This window comes from Pseudomonas sp. GD03862 (assembly GCF_029840855.1).
GTDB lineage: Bacteria > Pseudomonadota > Gammaproteobacteria > Pseudomonadales > Pseudomonadaceae > Aquipseudomonas > Aquipseudomonas alloputida.
Genome location: NZ_JAOCDI010000008.1, coordinates 1 through 16,914, shown reverse-complemented (window position 1 = coordinate 16,914; position 16,914 = coordinate 1). Strand labels below are relative to the sequence as shown.

Here is a 16,914-nt window from a genome sequence, read left to right as displayed (position 1 = left end):
ACCATGCCGATCATCGGACACCCCCGCGCTATCCCCGCGCTGGAACACCTGCCCAGACCGCTCTACGCCCGTGCCGAAAGCCTTGGCGCCGGTTCCTGGACGACTCGCCACCAGCACGACTGGGTACAGTTTTCCTACGCCATCAGCGGCGTACTCGGCGTGTACACACGCGACGGCAGTTACTTTGCCCCACCGCAGTGGGGGGTGTGGATCCCCGCCGATGCCGAGCATGAAGTGGTCACCTCGATGCAAGCCGAGATGCGCAGCCTGTATGTGCGCCGCGATGCCTGCCCATGGGCGCCGGAACAATGCCGGGTGCTGGAAGTGACGCCGCTGGCGCGCGAGCTGATCAAGCAGTTCTGCCTGTTCCCGGCGGATTACCCAGAGGACGACAGCGCCGAGGCGCGACTGGTAGCGGTGCTGCTCGATCAGTTGCGCACCTTGCCGGAAGTCGGTTTTTCGCTGCCGTTGCCCCGCCACCCTGGTTTGCTGGCGCTGTGCAATGGCTTGATCGCTGCACCAGACCAGCCGCAGACCTTGCAGCAGTGGGCGCGGGAGCTGGGGTGTTCGGAAAAGACGCTGATGCGGTTGTTTCAACGGGAGACCGGGTTGAGCTTTCGTAATTGGCGCCAGCGCATGCGGCTGTTGTCGTCGCTGGCGTTGCTGGAGGCGGGGGAGAATGTGACCGAGGCGGCGCTGGGGTGTGGGTATGACTCCACCTCGGCCTACATTGCGGCATTCAAGCAGCTATTTGGCGCGACACCGGGGGAGTTGAAGCTTTAGTTCAGGGTTACTTGTGCCGGCCTCTTCGCGGTAAACCCGCGCCTACGGAGGGCGCGTTACCACCCGCGAAAGGGCCGGCACAGGCCATGCATCATCAGGTGCGGAACCTGCGCACCAGCATATCCAGCTCATTGGACAGCCCAGCCAGGCTCTCGGAGTCCTGGCGCGCCGCCTGGGCCAGCTCGGCCACCAACTGCGCATCCCCGTGAATCTGGCTGATGTGCCGGTTGATGTCCTCAGCCACCTGATGCTGCTCTTCGGCTGCCGTGGCGATCTGGGTGTTCATGTCGCGGATCACATCCACCGACTCACGGATCTGCCCGAAGCTGTCGCGGGCCAGACCAATGCGGCTGACCGACTGCTGCGACACTTCCAGGCTGGCGTGCATCTGCTCGGCCACTTCGGCGGTACGGCTGGCCAGGTTGCCCAGCAAACCGTCGATTTCGGCGGTGGAGTCGGCAGTACGCTTGGCCAGCGCCCGCACTTCGTCGGCCACCACGGCAAAGCCACGGCCCTGCTCACCGGCACGGGCCGCCTCGATGGCGGCGTTGAGGGCCAGCAGGTTGGTTTGTTCGGCAATCGAACGGATGGTGCCGAGGATCGACTGAATGGCGTTGCTGTCACGCTCCAGCTGTTGGATCGACTGGGCCGATTGCTCGATTTCGTGGCTCAGGCGATCAACGCTGTGTACCGCCGCATCGATCTGCTGCTGCCCTTCGCGGGCCTGCTGCTGACCGCTGTCGGCCGACTGCGCCGCCTGGCTGCAGGACCGTGCCACTTCATTGGCGGTGGCGACCATTTCGTGGAATGCGGTGGAAACCATGTCTACGGCTTCGCGCTGGCGGCCGGCCGCCTCGGCCATGTCGCTGGAGACGCGGGTCGAGCTGCTGGAAGTGCTGAGGATCTTGCTGGCGGCAGCACCGATGTGCTGGATCAGGCTGCGAATGGCACCGAGGAACTGGTTGAACCAGTTGGCCAGTTGCGCGGTTTCGTCGCGGCCGCGGATTTCCAGGTTGCGGGTCAGGTCACCCTCACCTTGGGCAATGTCTTCCAGGCCATTGGTGACGCTGTTGATCGGGCGCACGATCAGTTTGGCGAAGGCCGCACCGACCACCGCGAACAGCGCGGCCAACACCACAGCGATGACACCGATCAGCCAGGTGAGCCGGGTGGTGGTCTGCATCACTTCGCTTTGTTCGATCAGGCCGATGAAGGTCCAGCCCAGCTGCTGGTCGGGGTAGACGTTGGCCATGTAGTGCACGCCATTGAGTTCGACCTCGACCAGGCCTTTGCCGGCTTTGGCCAGCTTGGCATAACCGTCGCCAAAGCTTCCCAGCGGCTTGAAATTGTGGGTGGCGTCGCGCGGGTCGACCATCACGTTGCCGTTGCTTTCCACCAGCATCAGGTAGCCGCTTTCGCCCAGTTTGATCTGCTTGACGATCTCGGTCAGGCCCTTGAGCGACACGTCGATGTTGACCACGCCGCCGGGGTTGCCCAGCTGGTTGGCCACGGTGCGCACGGTGCTGACCAGCACCGCATCGTCGGCGGCCCAGTAGTAGGCACCCGTACGCAGTGTCTTGCCAGGGTTGGCCATGGCAAGTTGGTACCAGGGGCGCGTGCGTGGGTCATAATTGACAAACTTCTGGCCGGCCGGCCAGCCGGTGTAGCCGCCGTCATTCACCCCGTAGGACAGGTAGGCGTAGGCGGGATGTGAGTTGGCCAGGCGGGTCATGAAGTCGAGAATTTTGCTGGCCTGCTCGCCCAGTTCGTAGGACGGGGTTGCGCTCATGTACTTGTTCAGCTCGCTGCCCGTGGCGGCAACCATTGGCTGGGAAGCCATGTACTCGACGTTCTGGTTGATCCCCTGGAAGAAGATGTTCATCGCGTTGCTGACCTGGCGGATTTCCCGGCTGCTGCTGTCGAGGAATCCGTCGCGGGCTTCGCCGCGCAGGTTGATGACCACCAGGGTGGCCACCAGAACGATGGGCAAGCCGGCGATGACCGCGAATGCCCAGGTCAATTTCTGTTTGATGCTCATCGACGCTCCCGGAATTGTTATTTTCGACACACGAGGCAGGTAGCATCTACATCGGCAGCATCCGGGTTTTATGAAGCCGAAACGCCCGTATTTATTGGATAAAGTCGTGGTTGGTGACTAATCGGTCGTGTTTGGACATTTATGGCATGCCAAACGCTCGTGGCAGCTCAGTGACAGCAGCTGCCTGCAGCACCATTGGCCAGGTCTTTGAGGATCGGGCAGTCCGGGCGGTCGTCACCCTGACAGTGCGAAACCAGCTCGCCGAGGGTGTCGCGCAGGCTCACCAGCTCCTCGATGCGCCGGTTCAGTTCATCGATGTGGTGCATGGCCAGTGCCTTCACATCGGCGCTGGCACGTTGGCGGTCCTGCCACAAGGTCAGCAACTTGCCGACCTCTTCGAGGGAAAAGCCCAGGTCGCGGGAGCGTTTGATGAAGGCCAGGTTGTGCAAGTCTTCCGCCTGGTACAGGCGGTAGCCGCTGTCGCTGCGAGTGGCGGGTTTGAGCAGGCCGATGGACTCGTAGTAACGGATCATCTTGGTGCTGAGCCCGCTGCGGCGGGCGGCCTGGCCGATGTTCATGGCGCCTCCTGGGTGCTGCTGGTGGGTTTCCACGTTTTAAGCCACAGTGCATTGCTGACGACGCTGACACTGGACAGGGCCATGGCGGCACCTGCCAGGACCGGGTTGAGGTAACCCAGCGCGGCGAGTGGAATGCCGATCAGGTTGTAGATGAAGGCCCAGAACAGGTTCTGGCGGATCTTCGCGTAGGTCTTGCGGCTGATTTCCAGCGCGGCGGGCACCAGGCGCGGGTCGCCACGCATCAGGGTGATGCCGGCGGCCTGCATGGCCACGTCGGTACCGCCACCCATGGCAATGCCGATGTCGGCCGCGGCCAGCGCCGGTGCATCGTTGATGCCATCGCCAACCATGGCGACCACTCCATCCTGCTTGAGCGCGGCCACGGTCGCGGCCTTGTCGGCCGGTAGCACTTCGGCGTGCACATCGTCGATGCCCAGTGCCTCGGCAACCACGTTGGCGCTGCCACGGTTGTCACCGGTCAGCAGGTAGCTGCTGATGTGTTGGGCGTGCAGGGTTTCGATGGCCTGCGCGGCGCCAGGCTTGAGGCTGTCACCAAAGGCGAACAGGCCCACCACTCTCGGTTGCTTGCCGCGCTCGATCAGCCACGACAGTGTGCGCCCTTCAGCTTCCCAGGCCTGGGCCTGGGCGGCCAACTCGCCGGGCTGCAGACCGCTTTCGTCAAGCAGTCGGCGGTTGCCCAACGCCAGTTCACGGCCTTCAACGCGACCGGCAATGCCGCGCCCGGTCAGCGACTGGCTGTCGGCAACGGTTGGCACGTCCAGCCCTTGCTCTGCACAGGCCACCAGCACCGCCTTGGCCAGCGGGTGTTCACTCCCACGCTGCAGGGCGCCGGCCAGGCGGTAAAGGTCGGCGCTGTTGCCGTCCAGCGCCTGGCTGTGAACCACCCGCGGGCTGCCGGAGGTGAGGGTGCCGGTTTTGTCGAACACTACGCGGTTGACCGCATGGGCACGCTCCAGGGCTTCGGCATCCTTGATCAGGATGCCGTGGCGGGCGGCGACCCCGGTACCGGCCATGATCGCGGCGGGCGTGGCCAGGCCGAGGGCGCAGGGGCAGGCGATGACCAGCACGGCGACGGCGTTGATCAGCGCGGTTTCCAGCGGTACCCCAGCCAGCCACCAGCCAATCAGGGTGATCAGCGCCAGTACCAGCACGGCCGGGACGAACACCTGGCTGACACGGTCGACCAGCTTCTGGATCGGCGCTTTGGCGGCCTGGGCGTCTTCCACCAGGCGGATGATGCGCGCCAGCACGGTCTCGGTGCCCAGCGCCTGGGTACGCACCAGCAGCCGGCCTTCGCCATTGATGGCGCCACCGGTGACGCTGTCGCCGGGTTGCTTGGGCACTGGCAGGCTCTCGCCGCTGATCAGGGCCTCATCGGCATGGCTGCTGCCGTCTTCGACCACGCCGTCGACCGGGAAGCGTTCGCCGGGCTTGACCAGTACCAGGTCGCCCACGCGCAACTGGGCGATGGCCACGTCCTCTTCCACGCCGTCGACCACGCGCAGGGCGCGTTCCGGGCGCAGGGCTTCGAGGGCTCGGATGGCACTGGCGGTCTGGCGTTTGGCGCGGCTTTCCAGGTACTTGCCCAGCAATACCAGGGCAATCACCACGGCTGAGGCTTCGAAGTACAGGTGCGGGGCCATACCGGCGGGAGCCTGTGCCCATTGGTACAGGCTCAGGCCATAACCAGCGCTGGTGCCCAGGGCCACCAGCAGGTCCATGTTGCCGGCACCGGCGCGCACGGCCTTCCAGGCTGCAATGTAGAAGCGGGCACCGAGAATGAACTGCACGGGTGTGGCCAGCAGGAACTGCGCCCAGGCGGGTAGCATCCAGTGCAAGCCGAACGGTTGTACCAGCATGGGTAATACCAGCGGCAGGGCCAACAGCAAGGCTGCACCGACTGCCAGGCGCTCGTTGCGCAGGCGGCGCTGGACAGCGCTTTGGTCGTCCTTGGTCGATTGCGGCAGGCTGGCGCTGTAGCCTGCCTTTTGCACAGCGTCGATCAGCAGGTTGTCATCAAGGGCCGCAAGCACTTCGAGGTGCGCGCGTTCGCTGGCCAAGTTGACGCTGACCTGCTTGACCCCGGCCAATTTGCCCAGGGCGCGCTCTACTCGGCCGACACAACTGGCACAGGTCATGCCGCCTATCTGCAGTTCGAGGGTGCGGGTTGGTACCCCGTAACCGGCCTCGCGAACGGCTTCGACCAAGGCTGGCAGGCTGGCAGGCGGGGCCAGAACCCGAGCTTTTTCAGTGGTGAGGTTTACGCTGACCTGTTCAGCGCCGGTGACCTTGCGCAGGGCGCGCTCGACCCGGCCAGCACAGCTGGCGCAGGTCATGCCGGAGATCGGCAGGTCGTATGTGGTGGATGCGGGCATGGCTCTCCTCCTTGGACAGGCCTCCAGCATCAACCTTGCCACGCAGGCAAGGTCAATAGCCCAGGTCGGCTCGTTTCAACTCCAGCCCATATTGCCCCATGGCGATGCGGTATTTGTTGATCTGGCCCGCCTGCAGATTCAAACGCGTGCTGCGCTGGTCCTCTATACCTGCGGCGCAACCCGGCATTTGCCCAGGCAGCAGGCGCAGGCGCACATCCACCGGGCCAGGCGGCAGGTTGAACGAGGTGGACTGCTCCTGGAAAACGCGCCCGGAAAGCTGGTCGTTGAGGTACACGCCGATTTCGCAACTGGTGGCCACTTCCAGGCGCTCCCGGGAAATGATCAGTACGCTGTAGGCCGAGTTGCCCTCGGCGAATGCCGGTGGCACCACAGCCAGCGCGCCCAAGAGCCCGACAACGCCCAATGCTGCCCTGAACATGAAAAATCTCCTGCTTGCCTGATCGTCAAAGGCGCAGCTTGGCCGACGCGGACGCGGATTTCCACCCCGGGTGTTGCAGGCAGGGCTTGACCTTGCCCTGATGGCAAGCTTGAGACTTGTGAAAAACCTGAAGGAGGTAACCCCCATGCAAGTGTTCAATGTACAAGGCATGACCTGCGGCCATTGCGTGAAAGCCGTGACCCGCGCGGTGCAGGAGCAGGATGCGGCAGCCAGGGTGGAAGTTGATCTGGCAGGCAAACAGGTGCGTGTGCAGAGCGAGTTGGCGCAGGAGCAGATCCTCACTGCGATTCGGGATGAGGGGTATCAGGCCGAACTCGCCTGAAGACCTGATTGCTCCCTCCGGCGCTAACAGTGTTGCAAATCTTTTCACATTGACAGGGTCCACAGCAGGTAGAATCAGTCACTTGCTTAGCCTGCTATGGATTCCTGATGAACCTGCGAATGGTGCTCATCCTGGGCGCACTCAGTGCGTTCGGGCCCTTGGCGATCGACTTCTACCTGCCAGCCTTTCCGGCCATGGCGCAAGCGTTCGCCACCGATGAAAAACACGTCCAGGCCACGTTGGCCGCCTACTTCCTGGGCCTGTCTATCGGGCAGTTGGCCTATGGGCCGGTTGCCGACCGCTTTGGCCGACGCAAACCGCTGATGTTCGGCGTTACGCTGTTCACCCTGGCATCACTGGCCTGTGCCTACGCCCCCAACCTCGATACCTTGGTGGTGGCGCGTTTCATCCAGGCACTGGGTGGTTGTGCCGGCATGGTGCTTTCGCGGGCCATCGTCAGCGACAAGTGCGACCCGGTAGCTTCAGCCAAAGTGTTTTCGCAACTGATGCTGGTCATGGGCTTGGCGCCAATCCTGGCACCGATGCTGGGTGGGGTGCTGGTGAACCTGGCCGGCTGGCAGTCGATCTTCCTTGCGCTGAGCCTGTTCAGTGCCGGCTGCCTGCTGGCGGTAAGCCTGGGCCTGCCGGAAAGCCTGCCCGAGCACATACCCCGCCAACCGCTATCTGGCGCCTTGCGCCAGTACCTGCGGCTGCTGGCTGATCGGGTTTTCCTCGGACATGCCCTGACCGGCGGTATCGCCATTGCCGGCATGTTCGCCTATATCGCCGGTTCACCTTTCGTGTTCATCAAACTGTATGGCGTGCCCGCTGAGCACTACGGCTGGCTGTTCGGCACCAACGCCGCAGGTTTTATTCTGGTGGCGCAGGTGAACGCCCGCCTGCTGGCCAAACGCGGGCCGGCCTTCCTGCTGGGCCGTGCGGTGTGGCTGTATCTGGTTGCGGGCCTGGTGCTGCTGGGCGTGGCGGCGTTGCGCCCTGCGCAACTGTGGCCGCTACTGGTGCCGCTGTTCATCTGTATCGCCAGCCTTGGTTGCATCATTCCCAATGCTTCGGCCTGCGCCATGAGTGGACAGGGCGCGCGTGCCGGCAGCGCCTCGGCACTGATGGGCTGTGTGCAGTTCAGCGTAGCTGCGGGTGCTGCGGCGCTGGTCGGGCTGCTGCATGATGGCAGTGCGGTGCCCATGGCAATCGTGATCAGCCTGTGCGGGGCGCTGGTGGTCAGTGTTGCGCTGTTGACCCGGCGTTTGCAGGCCAAGGCTCCCGCATGAGCGGGTGAGGTGCCTGCAGCCGGGTTTCCAGCGTGGCGACGAAGGCGCGCGCCTCAGCCTCGCTGCGGAAACTGACCACATGCTGATCGAGCTGGACTTGCCAGGGGCAGGCGGGGTTTCGGCTCGACGCACTTACGATAATTTTCATCGCGGCATACCTCCAGGAAGGGGAGCCGCTCAAGTGTAGCGCTGGCCCGCCAGCCTGCCATGACACGGCTTCAGCGTCCTGACTGACGGTAAGTGTGTGCATTTCCCTGGCGGTGTTTCCTACTTTGGGCGCAATGCCCGCAAACCCGCAGAACCTTCGCTTTGTTTCGCGCTATTTGTGGAAGGTTGCTGTGGGCCACATCTGAAATGGCTGCAAGTTTGTTTTCATCAAGATGTTTCAGCGCGTTTGTATGGGCGTACCGGTGCCTTGTTTGACTTGGTTCCGGGGCGTTTTCGAAGCCGCTTCGCTGCTTGCAATGGGTAGGCATACCCAGTGGTTTTTCGTCATGAGTACGACGGCACCTGGCCGTCTGGCCGGCGTTTTTCTGCGGCTTATACTGGCGAGCCAGGCCAGTGCCAGCGAGAGGCGCTTCCCTGGCAGGGTTGGCCATCGCATCCCCACCGTGAACTTGCAGGGAGTTACAAGGACATGAACGCAGCCAGCAGTATCAGTCAAATTGCCAGCCTGATGGCCGACCCCAAGCGCAGTGCCATGTTGTGGGCATTGATCGATGGCACACCACGGTTGGCCAATGAGCTCGCGATAATGACTGGCCTGACTTCATCGTCAGCCTGCGCACACCTTTCGCTGCTGTCGTCGGCCGGTTTGCTCAGGCATGAAGCCAGGGGCCGCAAACGTTACTTCTGTCTGGCTACCCCGCAGGTCGGAGCAGCGGTAGAGGCCTTGGCCAGCGTACAGCTGGAAAGCGCCAGGGGAGAGCGTGCCGAAACGCCGGTATCATCGCTGCCGCTGTCGATGCGCCGGGCGCGCCGTTGTGGCGATCACCTGGGTGGGGAGTTGGCCAGTGAGCTGTACCATCGCATGGTGGTGGCTGGCTGGTTGGAAGGCAGCGGACGGCACTTGAGGGTCAGTGACGAGGGGCGGGCGCAGTTGGCCTTGGTCGGGGTGTACATCGATGCCCTGGCGCCACACCAGCAACGAGGTTGCGTGATCTGCCGCTGCACCGAATGGAATGACCAGGGCCCGCATCTGGGTGGCGTACTGGGCCAGGCCTTGTTCAGGTTGTTCCTGCAATCTGGCTGGATGCGTGAGTTGGAGGACTCGCGGGCATTGCATATTTCGGCGCTGGGTATCCAGCAGATCAATCGCATAGCCCGCGTGGCGACGTTGCAGGTCGGTTGAGCGCAACGTCGTCATGCTACTCAAACCAGCCTTGCGTCCAGGCTGTTCTGCGCCAGGCGACGTGCCTGGTCTTCGGTCATGCCCAAGTGGGTATGCAGAGCGTGGAAGTTCTCCGTGACGTAGCCACCGAAGTAGGCCGGGTCGTCCGAGTTGACCGTGACTTTCACACCACGCTCGAGCATGTCGAGGATGTTGTGCTGGCTCATGTGGTCGAACACGCAGAGCTTGGTGTTGGAAAGCGGGCACACCGTGAGCGGGATCTGCTCGTCGATGATGCGCTGCATCAGGCGCTCGTCCTCGATGGCGCGCACGCCATGGTCGATACGTTTGATCTTCAGCAGGTCGAGGGCTTCCCAGATGTACTCGGGCGGGCCTTCTTCGCCAGCATGGGCAACGGCGACGAAGCCTTCGCTACGGGCGCGGTCGAACACCCGCTGGAACTTGCTGGGTGGGTGGCCCATCTCCGAGCTGTCCAGGCCTACGGCAATGAACGCATCGCGGAACGGCAATGCCTGATCGAGGGTTTTTTGCGCTTCATCCTCGCTGAGGTGGCGCAGGAAGCTGAGGATCAGGCCGCTGCTGATGCCCAGTTGCTCGCGGCCATCCTTGAGCGCCTGGCTGATGCCGTTGAGCACCACTTCGAAAGCAATGCCGCGGTCGGTGTGGGTCTGCGGGTCGAAGAAGGGTTCGGTGTGGATCACGTTCTGGGCCTTGCAGCGTTGCAGGTAGGCCCAGGTCAGGTCGTAGAAGTCCTGCTCGGTGCGCAGCACGTCGGCGCCCTGGTAATACAGGTCGAGGAACTCCTGCAGGTTGTTGAAGGCATAGGCACCGCGCAAGGTCTCCACATCGGCCCAGGGCAAGGCGATCTTGTTGCGCTCGGCCAGGGCGAACAGCAACTCGGGCTCCAGCGAGCCTTCCAGGTGCAGGTGCAGTTCGGCCTTGGGCAAGGCGTTCAACCAGTCATACATAGTGGTTCATCTCAATCAGGTACGGTTGCGGCCATTCTACAGGGGCCGGCCGGGCAATGCGCCCAGCCGGGCTGCGACCTGGTGAATCACCAGACCAAGGGCTCGCCCTTGTAGTTGATGAAGCGCAGGCCGCCCTTGCCGCTTTGGGCCTTGATCTGTTCGATCATGCCGCGGGTGCTGGTGAGCACATCGATTTCGGCGTTTTCGCCACCCATGTCGGTTTTCACCCAGCCCGGGTGCATGGCCAGCACGCACAGGTCCGGGCGCTGCTGCTCAACGAAGAAGCTGTTGATCATCGAGTTCAGTGCCGCCTTGCTGGCCTTGTACAGGCAGATTTCGCCACCGTCGGGGATAGTGACGCTTCCCAGGATCGAGCTCATGAAGGCCAGCACACCACTGCCTTCGCGTATTTGACCCACCAGGCGGCGAGCCACGCGTATCGGCGCCACGGCGTTGGTCATGAACAGATCGCCAATGTCGCTGTTGTGTACTGCCTCCAGGTCTTGCGGCAGGGGGCCCATGACCCCGGCGTTGACGAATATCAGGTCGAACACCTGGCCTTGCAGGCGTTGCTGCAGGCTGTCGAGCTGAACGGTGTCGTTCATTTCCAGCTGCTCGATGTGCACGCCGGGGACGTTCGCCAGGCCGCCGGGCTGCTGCGGGTTACGGACGGTGGCAGTGATGTGCCAGCCGTCTTCGTGCAGGCGTTGTACCAAACCCAGGCCAAGCCCGCGCGAGGCGCCGATGATGAGGGCAGTTCTTGAATTAGCCATAGGAACATTCCTTTATCGGTGTAGGAGAAAGGAATTGAGCATACGTCACGGCGAATACGCGTGCCTGGTTTGCGTCTGGTTAAAAAATGGTCAGTTTTGTCTGGGCCTTGCGGGGCCGGGCGCTTCGCCCGTTGGCGCACGGGTTATCCACAAGCTGGTCCACAGTTATTGTGTGCAAGGTGAGCAAGAGGGGTGCGGCTTGGATGGGCGGTTCGCTGGGGATAAGTCGCGCACATTCAGCAGTTTACGACTGTCATCAAATAGTGATCAAAATATGATCAAAGCTCTGGGGGCCTCGAAATCACTAGCCTGCAAGAGAGTGCCCCAAGCTTATCCACAGGCAGGCCCACAGTTGTTGTGGGCAATGTTCAGCGTGCTTCGAGCAAAATACGCCCGCGGCTCAGGTCCGCCAGTTGCTGTTGCAATGGCGCCAGGTGGGCGTCACCGAGGGCAATCACCAGGTCCACACCATTGGCGGTGAACTGTTCATCCAGGACCAGGCCGTCAACCTCGGCCAGGCGCAGCTTCACCAGCGCCAGCTCGCTGAAACTGCAACTGCAGCTGAAATGGCTGCGCTGCACCAGCAGGCGCTTGGGCGCCTGTTGCAGGCACTTGTTGGCGCCGCCGCCATAAGCCCTGGCCAGGCCGCCGGTACCCAGCTGGATACCGCCGTACCAACGGATCACCAGCACCACCACCTGATCGCAGTCCTGCGCTTCGATGGCTGCCAGGATCGGCCGCCCTGCGGTGCCGCCGGGTTCGCCGTCGTCACTGCTGCGGTACTGCGCGCCGAGTTTCCAGGCCCAGCAGTTGTGGGTAGCGGCCACGTCGCTGTGACGTTCGATGAAACTCATCGCTTCGGCGGCGCTGCTGATCGGCCCGGCGAGGGTGATGAAGCGGCTTTTGCGGATTTCCTCGCGGTATTCGCAGAGGTCGAGCAGGGTAGAAGGCATAAAGGACAGTCAGGCAGCCGGCTTGATGCCGCAGCCCTTCAGAATGATGTGGATAAGGTTGTTGCTCGCGTCTTCCATGTCCTGCTTGGTCAGGCGGCTGCGGCCAGTCACCTGGCAAATCTGGGTGGCGAAGTCAGCGTAGTGCTGGGTGCTGCCCCAGAGCAGGAAGATCAGGTGTACGGGGTCGACCGGGTCCATCTTGCCTGCTTCGATCCAGGCCTGGAATACCGCAGCACGGCCGCGGAACCATTCGCGGTAGTCGGCACTGAAGTATTCGGTCAGGCAGGTGCCACCGCTGATCACTTCCATGGCGAAAATGCGCGAAGCTTGCGGGTTGCGCCGGGAGAACTCCATCTTGGTGCGGATGTACTGGCTCAGGGCTTCACCGGGGTCGTCATCGACGCTCAAGGCGTTGAAGGTGCTGTCCCACAACTCGATGATGTTGCTGAGCACGGCGATGTACAGGCCCAGCTTGTTGGTGAAGTAGTAATGCAGGTTAGCCTTGGGCAACCCCGCCTTGAGGGCGATGGTGTTCATGCTGGTGCCCTTGAAACCATGGCGGGCGAATTCATCTTCGGCGGCCTGGATAATGGCCTGTTCGTTCTTCTGGCGGATACGGCCCGCGGGCTTGCCCGAGGCGGAGAGGCGATGCGCAGGGACTTCTAGGGTCATGGACGATTCCGTACGGTGCAGTGGCTGCGGCTGTGGGACAAGATTACCTGCCTGTGCCGAAGTGACAAGCGTTTGCGGCACAGACAGGCATCAACGTGTCGCAGCCAGGCTTTCGAGGAAGCTTTCCAACACCAGGTTGGGGCGCCGGCCTTTGCGGGTAACCCAGCTCAGGCTCAGGTCATAAAAACGCTCCTTGGGTTTGAGCGCACGCAAACGGCCTTGCTGCACCCAGAACATGGCGTAGTGGTCGGGCAGGTAGCCGATATAGCGCCCGGTAAGGATGAGAAACGCCATGCCCTCGCGGTCAGAAGCACTGGCTGTGCAATTCAGCGCCTGGTAGTGCGCCTGGATGTCGGCCGGCAGGCGGAAGGTGGGGGTGATGGCTTCCTGGCTGTTGAGGCGCTCGTCGTCTATCTGCTGGTCGTCGGCGTAGAACAGCGGGTGGCCAACCGCGCAGTACAGCAGCGAGCGTTCGCTGTACAACGGTTGATACTCAAGCCCCGATAACGGGCTGGTCTGTGGTACGACGCCAACGTGCAGGCTGCCGTCGAGCACGCCGTGCTCGACCTGGCTGGGGGCGATCATGCGGATCTGGATGCGCACATCAGGGCCCCGATCCTTGAGTTCCGCCAGGGCGTGGGTGATACGCATGTGTGGCAACGTCACCAGGTTGTCGGTCAGGCCGATGTTCAGCTCGCCGCGCAAATGCTGGTGCAGGCCGTTGACCTCGGTGCGGAAGCTTTCCAGCGCGCTGAGCAGTTGCAGGGCTGAATGGTAGACCTCGCGGCCTTCCTCCGTCAGCGAGAAACCGGCGCGGCCGCGCTGACACAGGCGCAGGCCGAGGCGTTGCTCGAGGTCGTTCATCTGCTGGCTGATGGCCGAGCGACCAATGCCCAGTACGTTTTCGGCAGCCGAGAAGCCACCGCACTCGACGACGCTGCGATAGATCTTCAGCAGGCGGATGTCGAAATCGCTGACTTGGGCGAGTGGATCGGGGCGTCGGCTCATTAGTTTAGTCACGGCCTGTCTGAAGGTTAGAAATGTAGGCTTTTTCAGACTCTATCGCCGTGCCAATTTAGCTGCAACAACATCCATCGTTGCCTAATCGTCTTCCGAGGAACCGCCGATGAACATGCCCGAAACTGGTCCTGCCGGTATCGCCAGCCAGCTCAAGCTGGACGCCCACTGGATGCCCTACACCGCCAACCGCAACTTCCAGCGCGATCCACGCCTGATCGTGGCGGCCGAAGGCAACTACCTGGTCGATGACCACGGGCGCAAGATCTTCGACGCCCTGTCTGGCCTGTGGACCTGCGGCGCAGGGCACACTCGCAAGGAAATCGCTGACGCGGTGACCCGTCAACTGAGTACGCTGGACTACTCCCCAGCGTTCCAGTTCGGCCACCCGCTGTCGTTCCAGTTGGCGGAAAAGATCGCCGAGCTGGTTCCGGGCAATCTGAATCACGTCTTCTATACCAACTCCGGTTCCGAGTGCGCCGATACCGCACTGAAGATGGTGCGTGCCTACTGGCGCCTGAAAGGCCAGGCAACCAAGACCAAGATCATCGGCCGTGCCCGTGGTTACCATGGCGTGAACATCGCCGGTACCAGCCTGGGTGGCGTCAACGGTAACCGCAAGATGTTTGGCCAACTGCTGGACGTCGACCACCTGCCTCACACTGTATTGCCGGTGAACGCCTTCTCGAAAGGCTTGCCGGAAGAGGGCGGTATCGCGCTGGCTGACGAAATGCTCAAGCTGATCGAGCTGCACGATGCCTCCAACATCGCAGCAGTCATCGTCGAGCCGCTGGCCGGTTCGGCCGGTGTGCTGCCGCCGCCAAAGGGTTACCTGAAGCGCCTGCGTGAAATCTGCACCCAGCACAACATTCTGCTGATCTTCGACGAAGTGATCACAGGCTTCGGCCGCATGGGGGCGATGACCGGCTCGGAAGCCTTCGGCGTTACCCCGGACCTGATGTGCATCGCCAAGCAGGTGACCAACGGCGCCATCCCGATGGGCGCAGTGATTGCCAGCAGCGAGATCTACCAGACCTTCATGAACCAGCCGACCCCGGAATACGCCGTGGAATTCCCACACGGCTACACCTACTCGGCGCACCCGGTAGCCTGTGCCGCCGGTCTCGCCGCGCTGGACCTGCTGCAGAAGGAAAACCTGGTGCAGTCCGCGGCTGAACTGGCGCCGCATTTCGAGAAGCTGCTGCACGGCGTGAAGGGCACCAAGAATATCGTCGATATCCGTAACTACGGCCTGGCCGGCGCCATCCAGATCGCCGCCCGTGACGGTGATGCCATCGTTCGCCCTTACGAAGCGGCCATGAAGCTGTGGAAAGCGGGCTTCTATGTACGCTTTGGTGGCGACACCCTGCAGTTCGGCCCAACCTTCAATACCAAGCCGCAGGAACTGGACCGCTTGTTCGATGCTGTTGGCGAAACCCTGAACCTGATCGACTGATCTTTCCGATTTTGATGCCAGGCGTATGCCCGCAGCGCGCGCCTGGCTCTCCTTTGTTTATCTGGAGTTTTGCATGAGCATTGTTCAGCACCTGATTCACGGCGAACTGGTTACCAAGGGTGAGCGCACCGCCGATGTCTTCAACCCGTCCACTGGCCAGGCCGTTCGCAAGGTCGAACTGGCCAGCCGCGCAACCGTGCAGGAAGCGATCGACTCGGCCAAGGCAGCCTTCCCGGCCTGGCGCAACACCCCTCCGGCCAAGCGCGCCCAGGTGATGTTCCGCTTCAAGCAACTGCTGGAGCAGAACGAAGCCAAGATTTCGCAGATGATCAGCGAAGAGCACGGCAAGACCCTGGAAGACGCCGCCGGCGAACTGAAGCGTGGTATCGAGAACGTCGAGTTTGCGTGTGCAGCCCCAGAAGTGCTGAAGGGGGAGTACAGCCGTAACGTCGGTCCGAACATCGACGCCTGGTCCGACTTCCAGCCGCTGGGCGTGGTTGCCGGTATCACCCCATTCAACTTCCCGGCCATGGTGCCGCTGTGGATGTACCCGCTGGCCATCGCCTGCGGCAACGCTTTCATCCTCAAGCCTTCCGAGCGTGACCCGAGCTCGACCCTGTACATTGCCCAGTTGCTGCTGGAAGCCGGCCTGCCGAAGGGCATTCTCAACGTCGTGCACGGTGACAAGGAAGCGGTGGATGCGCTGATCGAAGCGCCGGAAGTCAAAGCACTGAGCTTCGTGGGTTCGACCCCGATCGCCGAGTACATCTATGCCGAAGGCACCAAGCGTGGCAAGCGTGTACAAGCCCTGGGGGGCGCGAAGAACCACGCGGTGCTGATGCCGGATGCCGACCTGGACAACGCAGTCAGTGCACTGATGGGCGCGGCTTACGGTTCGTGTGGCGAGCGTTGCATGGCCATTTCGGTAGCCGTTTGCGTGGGCGACCAAGTGGCCGATGCCCTGATTGCCAAGCTGGAGCCACAGATCAAGGCGCTGAAGATTGGTGCCGGCACCTCGTGCGGCCTGGACATGGGCCCGCTGGTGACTGCGGCAGCGCGTGACAAGGTCGTGGGTTACATCGATGACGGTGTTGCTGCTGGCGCCAAGCTGGTGGTGGATGGCCGTGGCTTCCGTGTGGCGGGTAATGAAGATGGCTACTTTGTAGGTGGCACCCTGTTCGACAATGTGACCCCAGAGATGCGCATCTATAAAGAGGAGATCTTTGGCCCGGTACTGTGCGTGGTTCGGGTGAATAGCCTGGAGCAGGCCATGCAGCTGATCAACGATCACGAGTATGGCAACGGCACCTGCATCTTTACCCGTGACGGTGAAGCGGCCCGTCTGTTCTGCGACGAGATCGAAGTGGGTATGGTGGGTGTGAACGTACCGCTGCCGGTGCCGGTGGCCTACCACAGCTTTGGTGGCTGGAAGCGTTCGCTGTTTGGTGATCTGCATGCCTATGGCCCGGATGGTGTGCGCTTCTATACCCGTCGCAAGGCCATTACCCAGCGTTGGCCGCAGCGGGCCAGCCATGAAGCGTCGCAGTTTGCATTCCCTAGCCTGTAAGGGAAGTAGATGAAGCGGGGAGGCCGTCAGGCCTCCCCGCTTTATTTTTGGGGTTGGTTGTTGCTGTTGGGGAGGAACTGGTTTGAGAGGGTGTTGGCTGTGAGATGTGTCCGCCACAACCCCTGCAGCGCCTGTGAGACCGAGCGCCGCCCGCGCGGCGCTTCGCGGGTAAACCCGCTCCTACGTTTGTTTCTGGCCAGTCCCTCCTGTGCCAGGCGCGCGCGACCGCCTTGTTGGTACGACGCGATATCGAGACAGGCACCAAGGCGTTCGCGCGCGAATCCCGCAGGC

17 protein-coding genes are annotated in these 16,914 nt (G+C 62.5%); 6 read left to right on the top strand and 11 right to left on the bottom strand.

The window, feature by feature from the left end; translation table 11 throughout:
* Positions 1-3: 3 nt before the first annotated feature.
* The gene (locus tag N5D53_RS07550) at positions 4-783 is read left to right on the top strand and encodes a helix-turn-helix transcriptional regulator (protein WP_020193139.1); all 780 of its coding nucleotides are present in this window, start codon (positions 4-6) and stop codon (positions 781-783) included.
* A 94-nt stretch (positions 784-877) separates the two neighbouring features.
* On the opposite strand, the gene N5D53_RS07545 is transcribed toward N5D53_RS07550, so the two are convergent.
* The 4 genes from N5D53_RS07545 to N5D53_RS07530 form a co-directional block, all read right to left on the bottom strand.
* Entirely contained in the window at positions 878-2,821 is a 1,944-nt protein-coding gene (locus tag N5D53_RS07545; RefSeq protein ID WP_104960726.1) for a methyl-accepting chemotaxis protein, read from the bottom strand.
* A 167-nt stretch (positions 2,822-2,988) separates the two neighbouring features.
* Entirely contained in the window at positions 2,989-3,399 is a 411-nt protein-coding gene (gene cueR / locus N5D53_RS07540) for a Cu(I)-responsive transcriptional regulator (RefSeq protein ID WP_104960727.1), read from the bottom strand.
* A complete protein-coding gene (locus N5D53_RS07535; protein ID WP_104960728.1) occupies positions 3,396-5,795 on the bottom strand; it encodes a heavy metal translocating P-type ATPase in 2,400 nt (799 codons plus the stop codon). The genes cueR and N5D53_RS07535 overlap by 4 nt, the downstream gene beginning before the upstream one ends.
* Positions 5,796-5,847: 52 nt before the next feature.
* Positions 5,848-6,234, bottom strand: a complete 387-nt coding sequence (locus tag N5D53_RS07530) for a hypothetical protein (RefSeq protein ID WP_003255287.1) — start codon at positions 6,232-6,234, stop codon at positions 5,848-5,850.
* 145 nt (positions 6,235-6,379) lie between these two features.
* On the opposite strand from N5D53_RS07530, the gene N5D53_RS07525 reads away from it, so the two are divergent.
* Together N5D53_RS07525 and N5D53_RS07520 are read left to right on the top strand one after the other, a co-directional pair.
* Entirely contained in the window at positions 6,380-6,577 is a 198-nt protein-coding gene (locus N5D53_RS07525) for a cation transporter (RefSeq protein WP_014589568.1), read from the top strand.
* Between the two features lie 107 nt (positions 6,578-6,684).
* Positions 6,685-7,866 carry a multidrug effflux MFS transporter gene (locus tag N5D53_RS07520; RefSeq protein WP_003255285.1) on the top strand — a complete coding sequence of 394 codons (1,182 nt, stop codon included), beginning with the start codon at positions 6,685-6,687 and terminating at the stop codon, positions 7,864-7,866.
* Here the strand turns inward: N5D53_RS07520 and N5D53_RS07515 are convergent.
* The gene (locus N5D53_RS07515) at positions 7,817-8,014 is read right to left on the bottom strand and encodes a hypothetical protein (protein WP_003255284.1); all 198 of its coding nucleotides are present in this window, start codon (positions 8,012-8,014) and stop codon (positions 7,817-7,819) included. The two genes, N5D53_RS07520 and N5D53_RS07515, sit on opposite strands and share 50 nt — an antisense overlap.
* Positions 8,015-8,503: 489 nt before the next feature.
* On the opposite strand from N5D53_RS07515, the gene N5D53_RS07510 reads away from it, so the two are divergent.
* A complete protein-coding gene (locus N5D53_RS07510) occupies positions 8,504-9,217 on the top strand; it encodes a helix-turn-helix transcriptional regulator (protein WP_053868202.1) in 714 nt (237 codons plus the stop codon).
* Positions 9,218-9,237: 20 nt separating this feature from the next.
* Here N5D53_RS07510 and N5D53_RS07505 read toward each other — a convergent pair whose 3' ends face one another.
* The 5 genes from N5D53_RS07505 to N5D53_RS07485 form a co-directional block, all read right to left on the bottom strand.
* Positions 9,238-10,185, bottom strand: coding sequence for an adenosine deaminase (locus N5D53_RS07505; RefSeq protein WP_010951862.1), 948 nt, complete (start codon positions 10,183-10,185; stop codon positions 9,238-9,240).
* Between the two features lie 86 nt (positions 10,186-10,271).
* Positions 10,272-10,958 (bottom strand): SDR family oxidoreductase, encoded by a 687-nt coding sequence (locus N5D53_RS07500; RefSeq protein WP_010951863.1) that lies wholly within the window; start codon positions 10,956-10,958, stop codon positions 10,272-10,274.
* 368 nt (positions 10,959-11,326) lie between these two features.
* Positions 11,327-11,911, bottom strand: a complete 585-nt coding sequence (locus N5D53_RS07495; RefSeq protein WP_104960729.1) for a YigZ family protein — start codon at positions 11,909-11,911, stop codon at positions 11,327-11,329.
* 9 nt (positions 11,912-11,920) lie between these two features.
* Entirely contained in the window at positions 11,921-12,583 is a 663-nt protein-coding gene (locus N5D53_RS07490; RefSeq protein ID WP_003255279.1) for a TetR/AcrR family transcriptional regulator, read from the bottom strand.
* Between the two features lie 90 nt (positions 12,584-12,673).
* Complete coding sequence (locus N5D53_RS07485; protein WP_014755221.1) at positions 12,674-13,591, bottom strand: LysR family transcriptional regulator; 918 nt, start codon at positions 13,589-13,591, stop codon at positions 12,674-12,676.
* A gap of 118 nt (positions 13,592-13,709) precedes the next feature.
* Here N5D53_RS07485 and N5D53_RS07480 point away from each other — a divergent pair, with 118 nt between their 5' ends.
* Positions 13,710-15,056, top strand: coding sequence for an aspartate aminotransferase family protein (locus tag N5D53_RS07480; RefSeq protein ID WP_010951866.1), 1,347 nt, complete (start codon positions 13,710-13,712; stop codon positions 15,054-15,056).
* 73 nt (positions 15,057-15,129) lie between these two features.
* Positions 15,130-16,623, top strand: a complete 1,494-nt coding sequence (locus N5D53_RS07475) for a CoA-acylating methylmalonate-semialdehyde dehydrogenase (protein ID WP_064493232.1) — start codon at positions 15,130-15,132, stop codon at positions 16,621-16,623.
* Between the two features lie 41 nt (positions 16,624-16,664).
* Here the strand turns inward: N5D53_RS07475 and N5D53_RS07470 are convergent.
* The coding region (locus N5D53_RS07470) for a hypothetical protein (RefSeq protein ID WP_279840182.1) at positions 16,665-16,914 on the bottom strand (250 nt) is incomplete at its 5' end.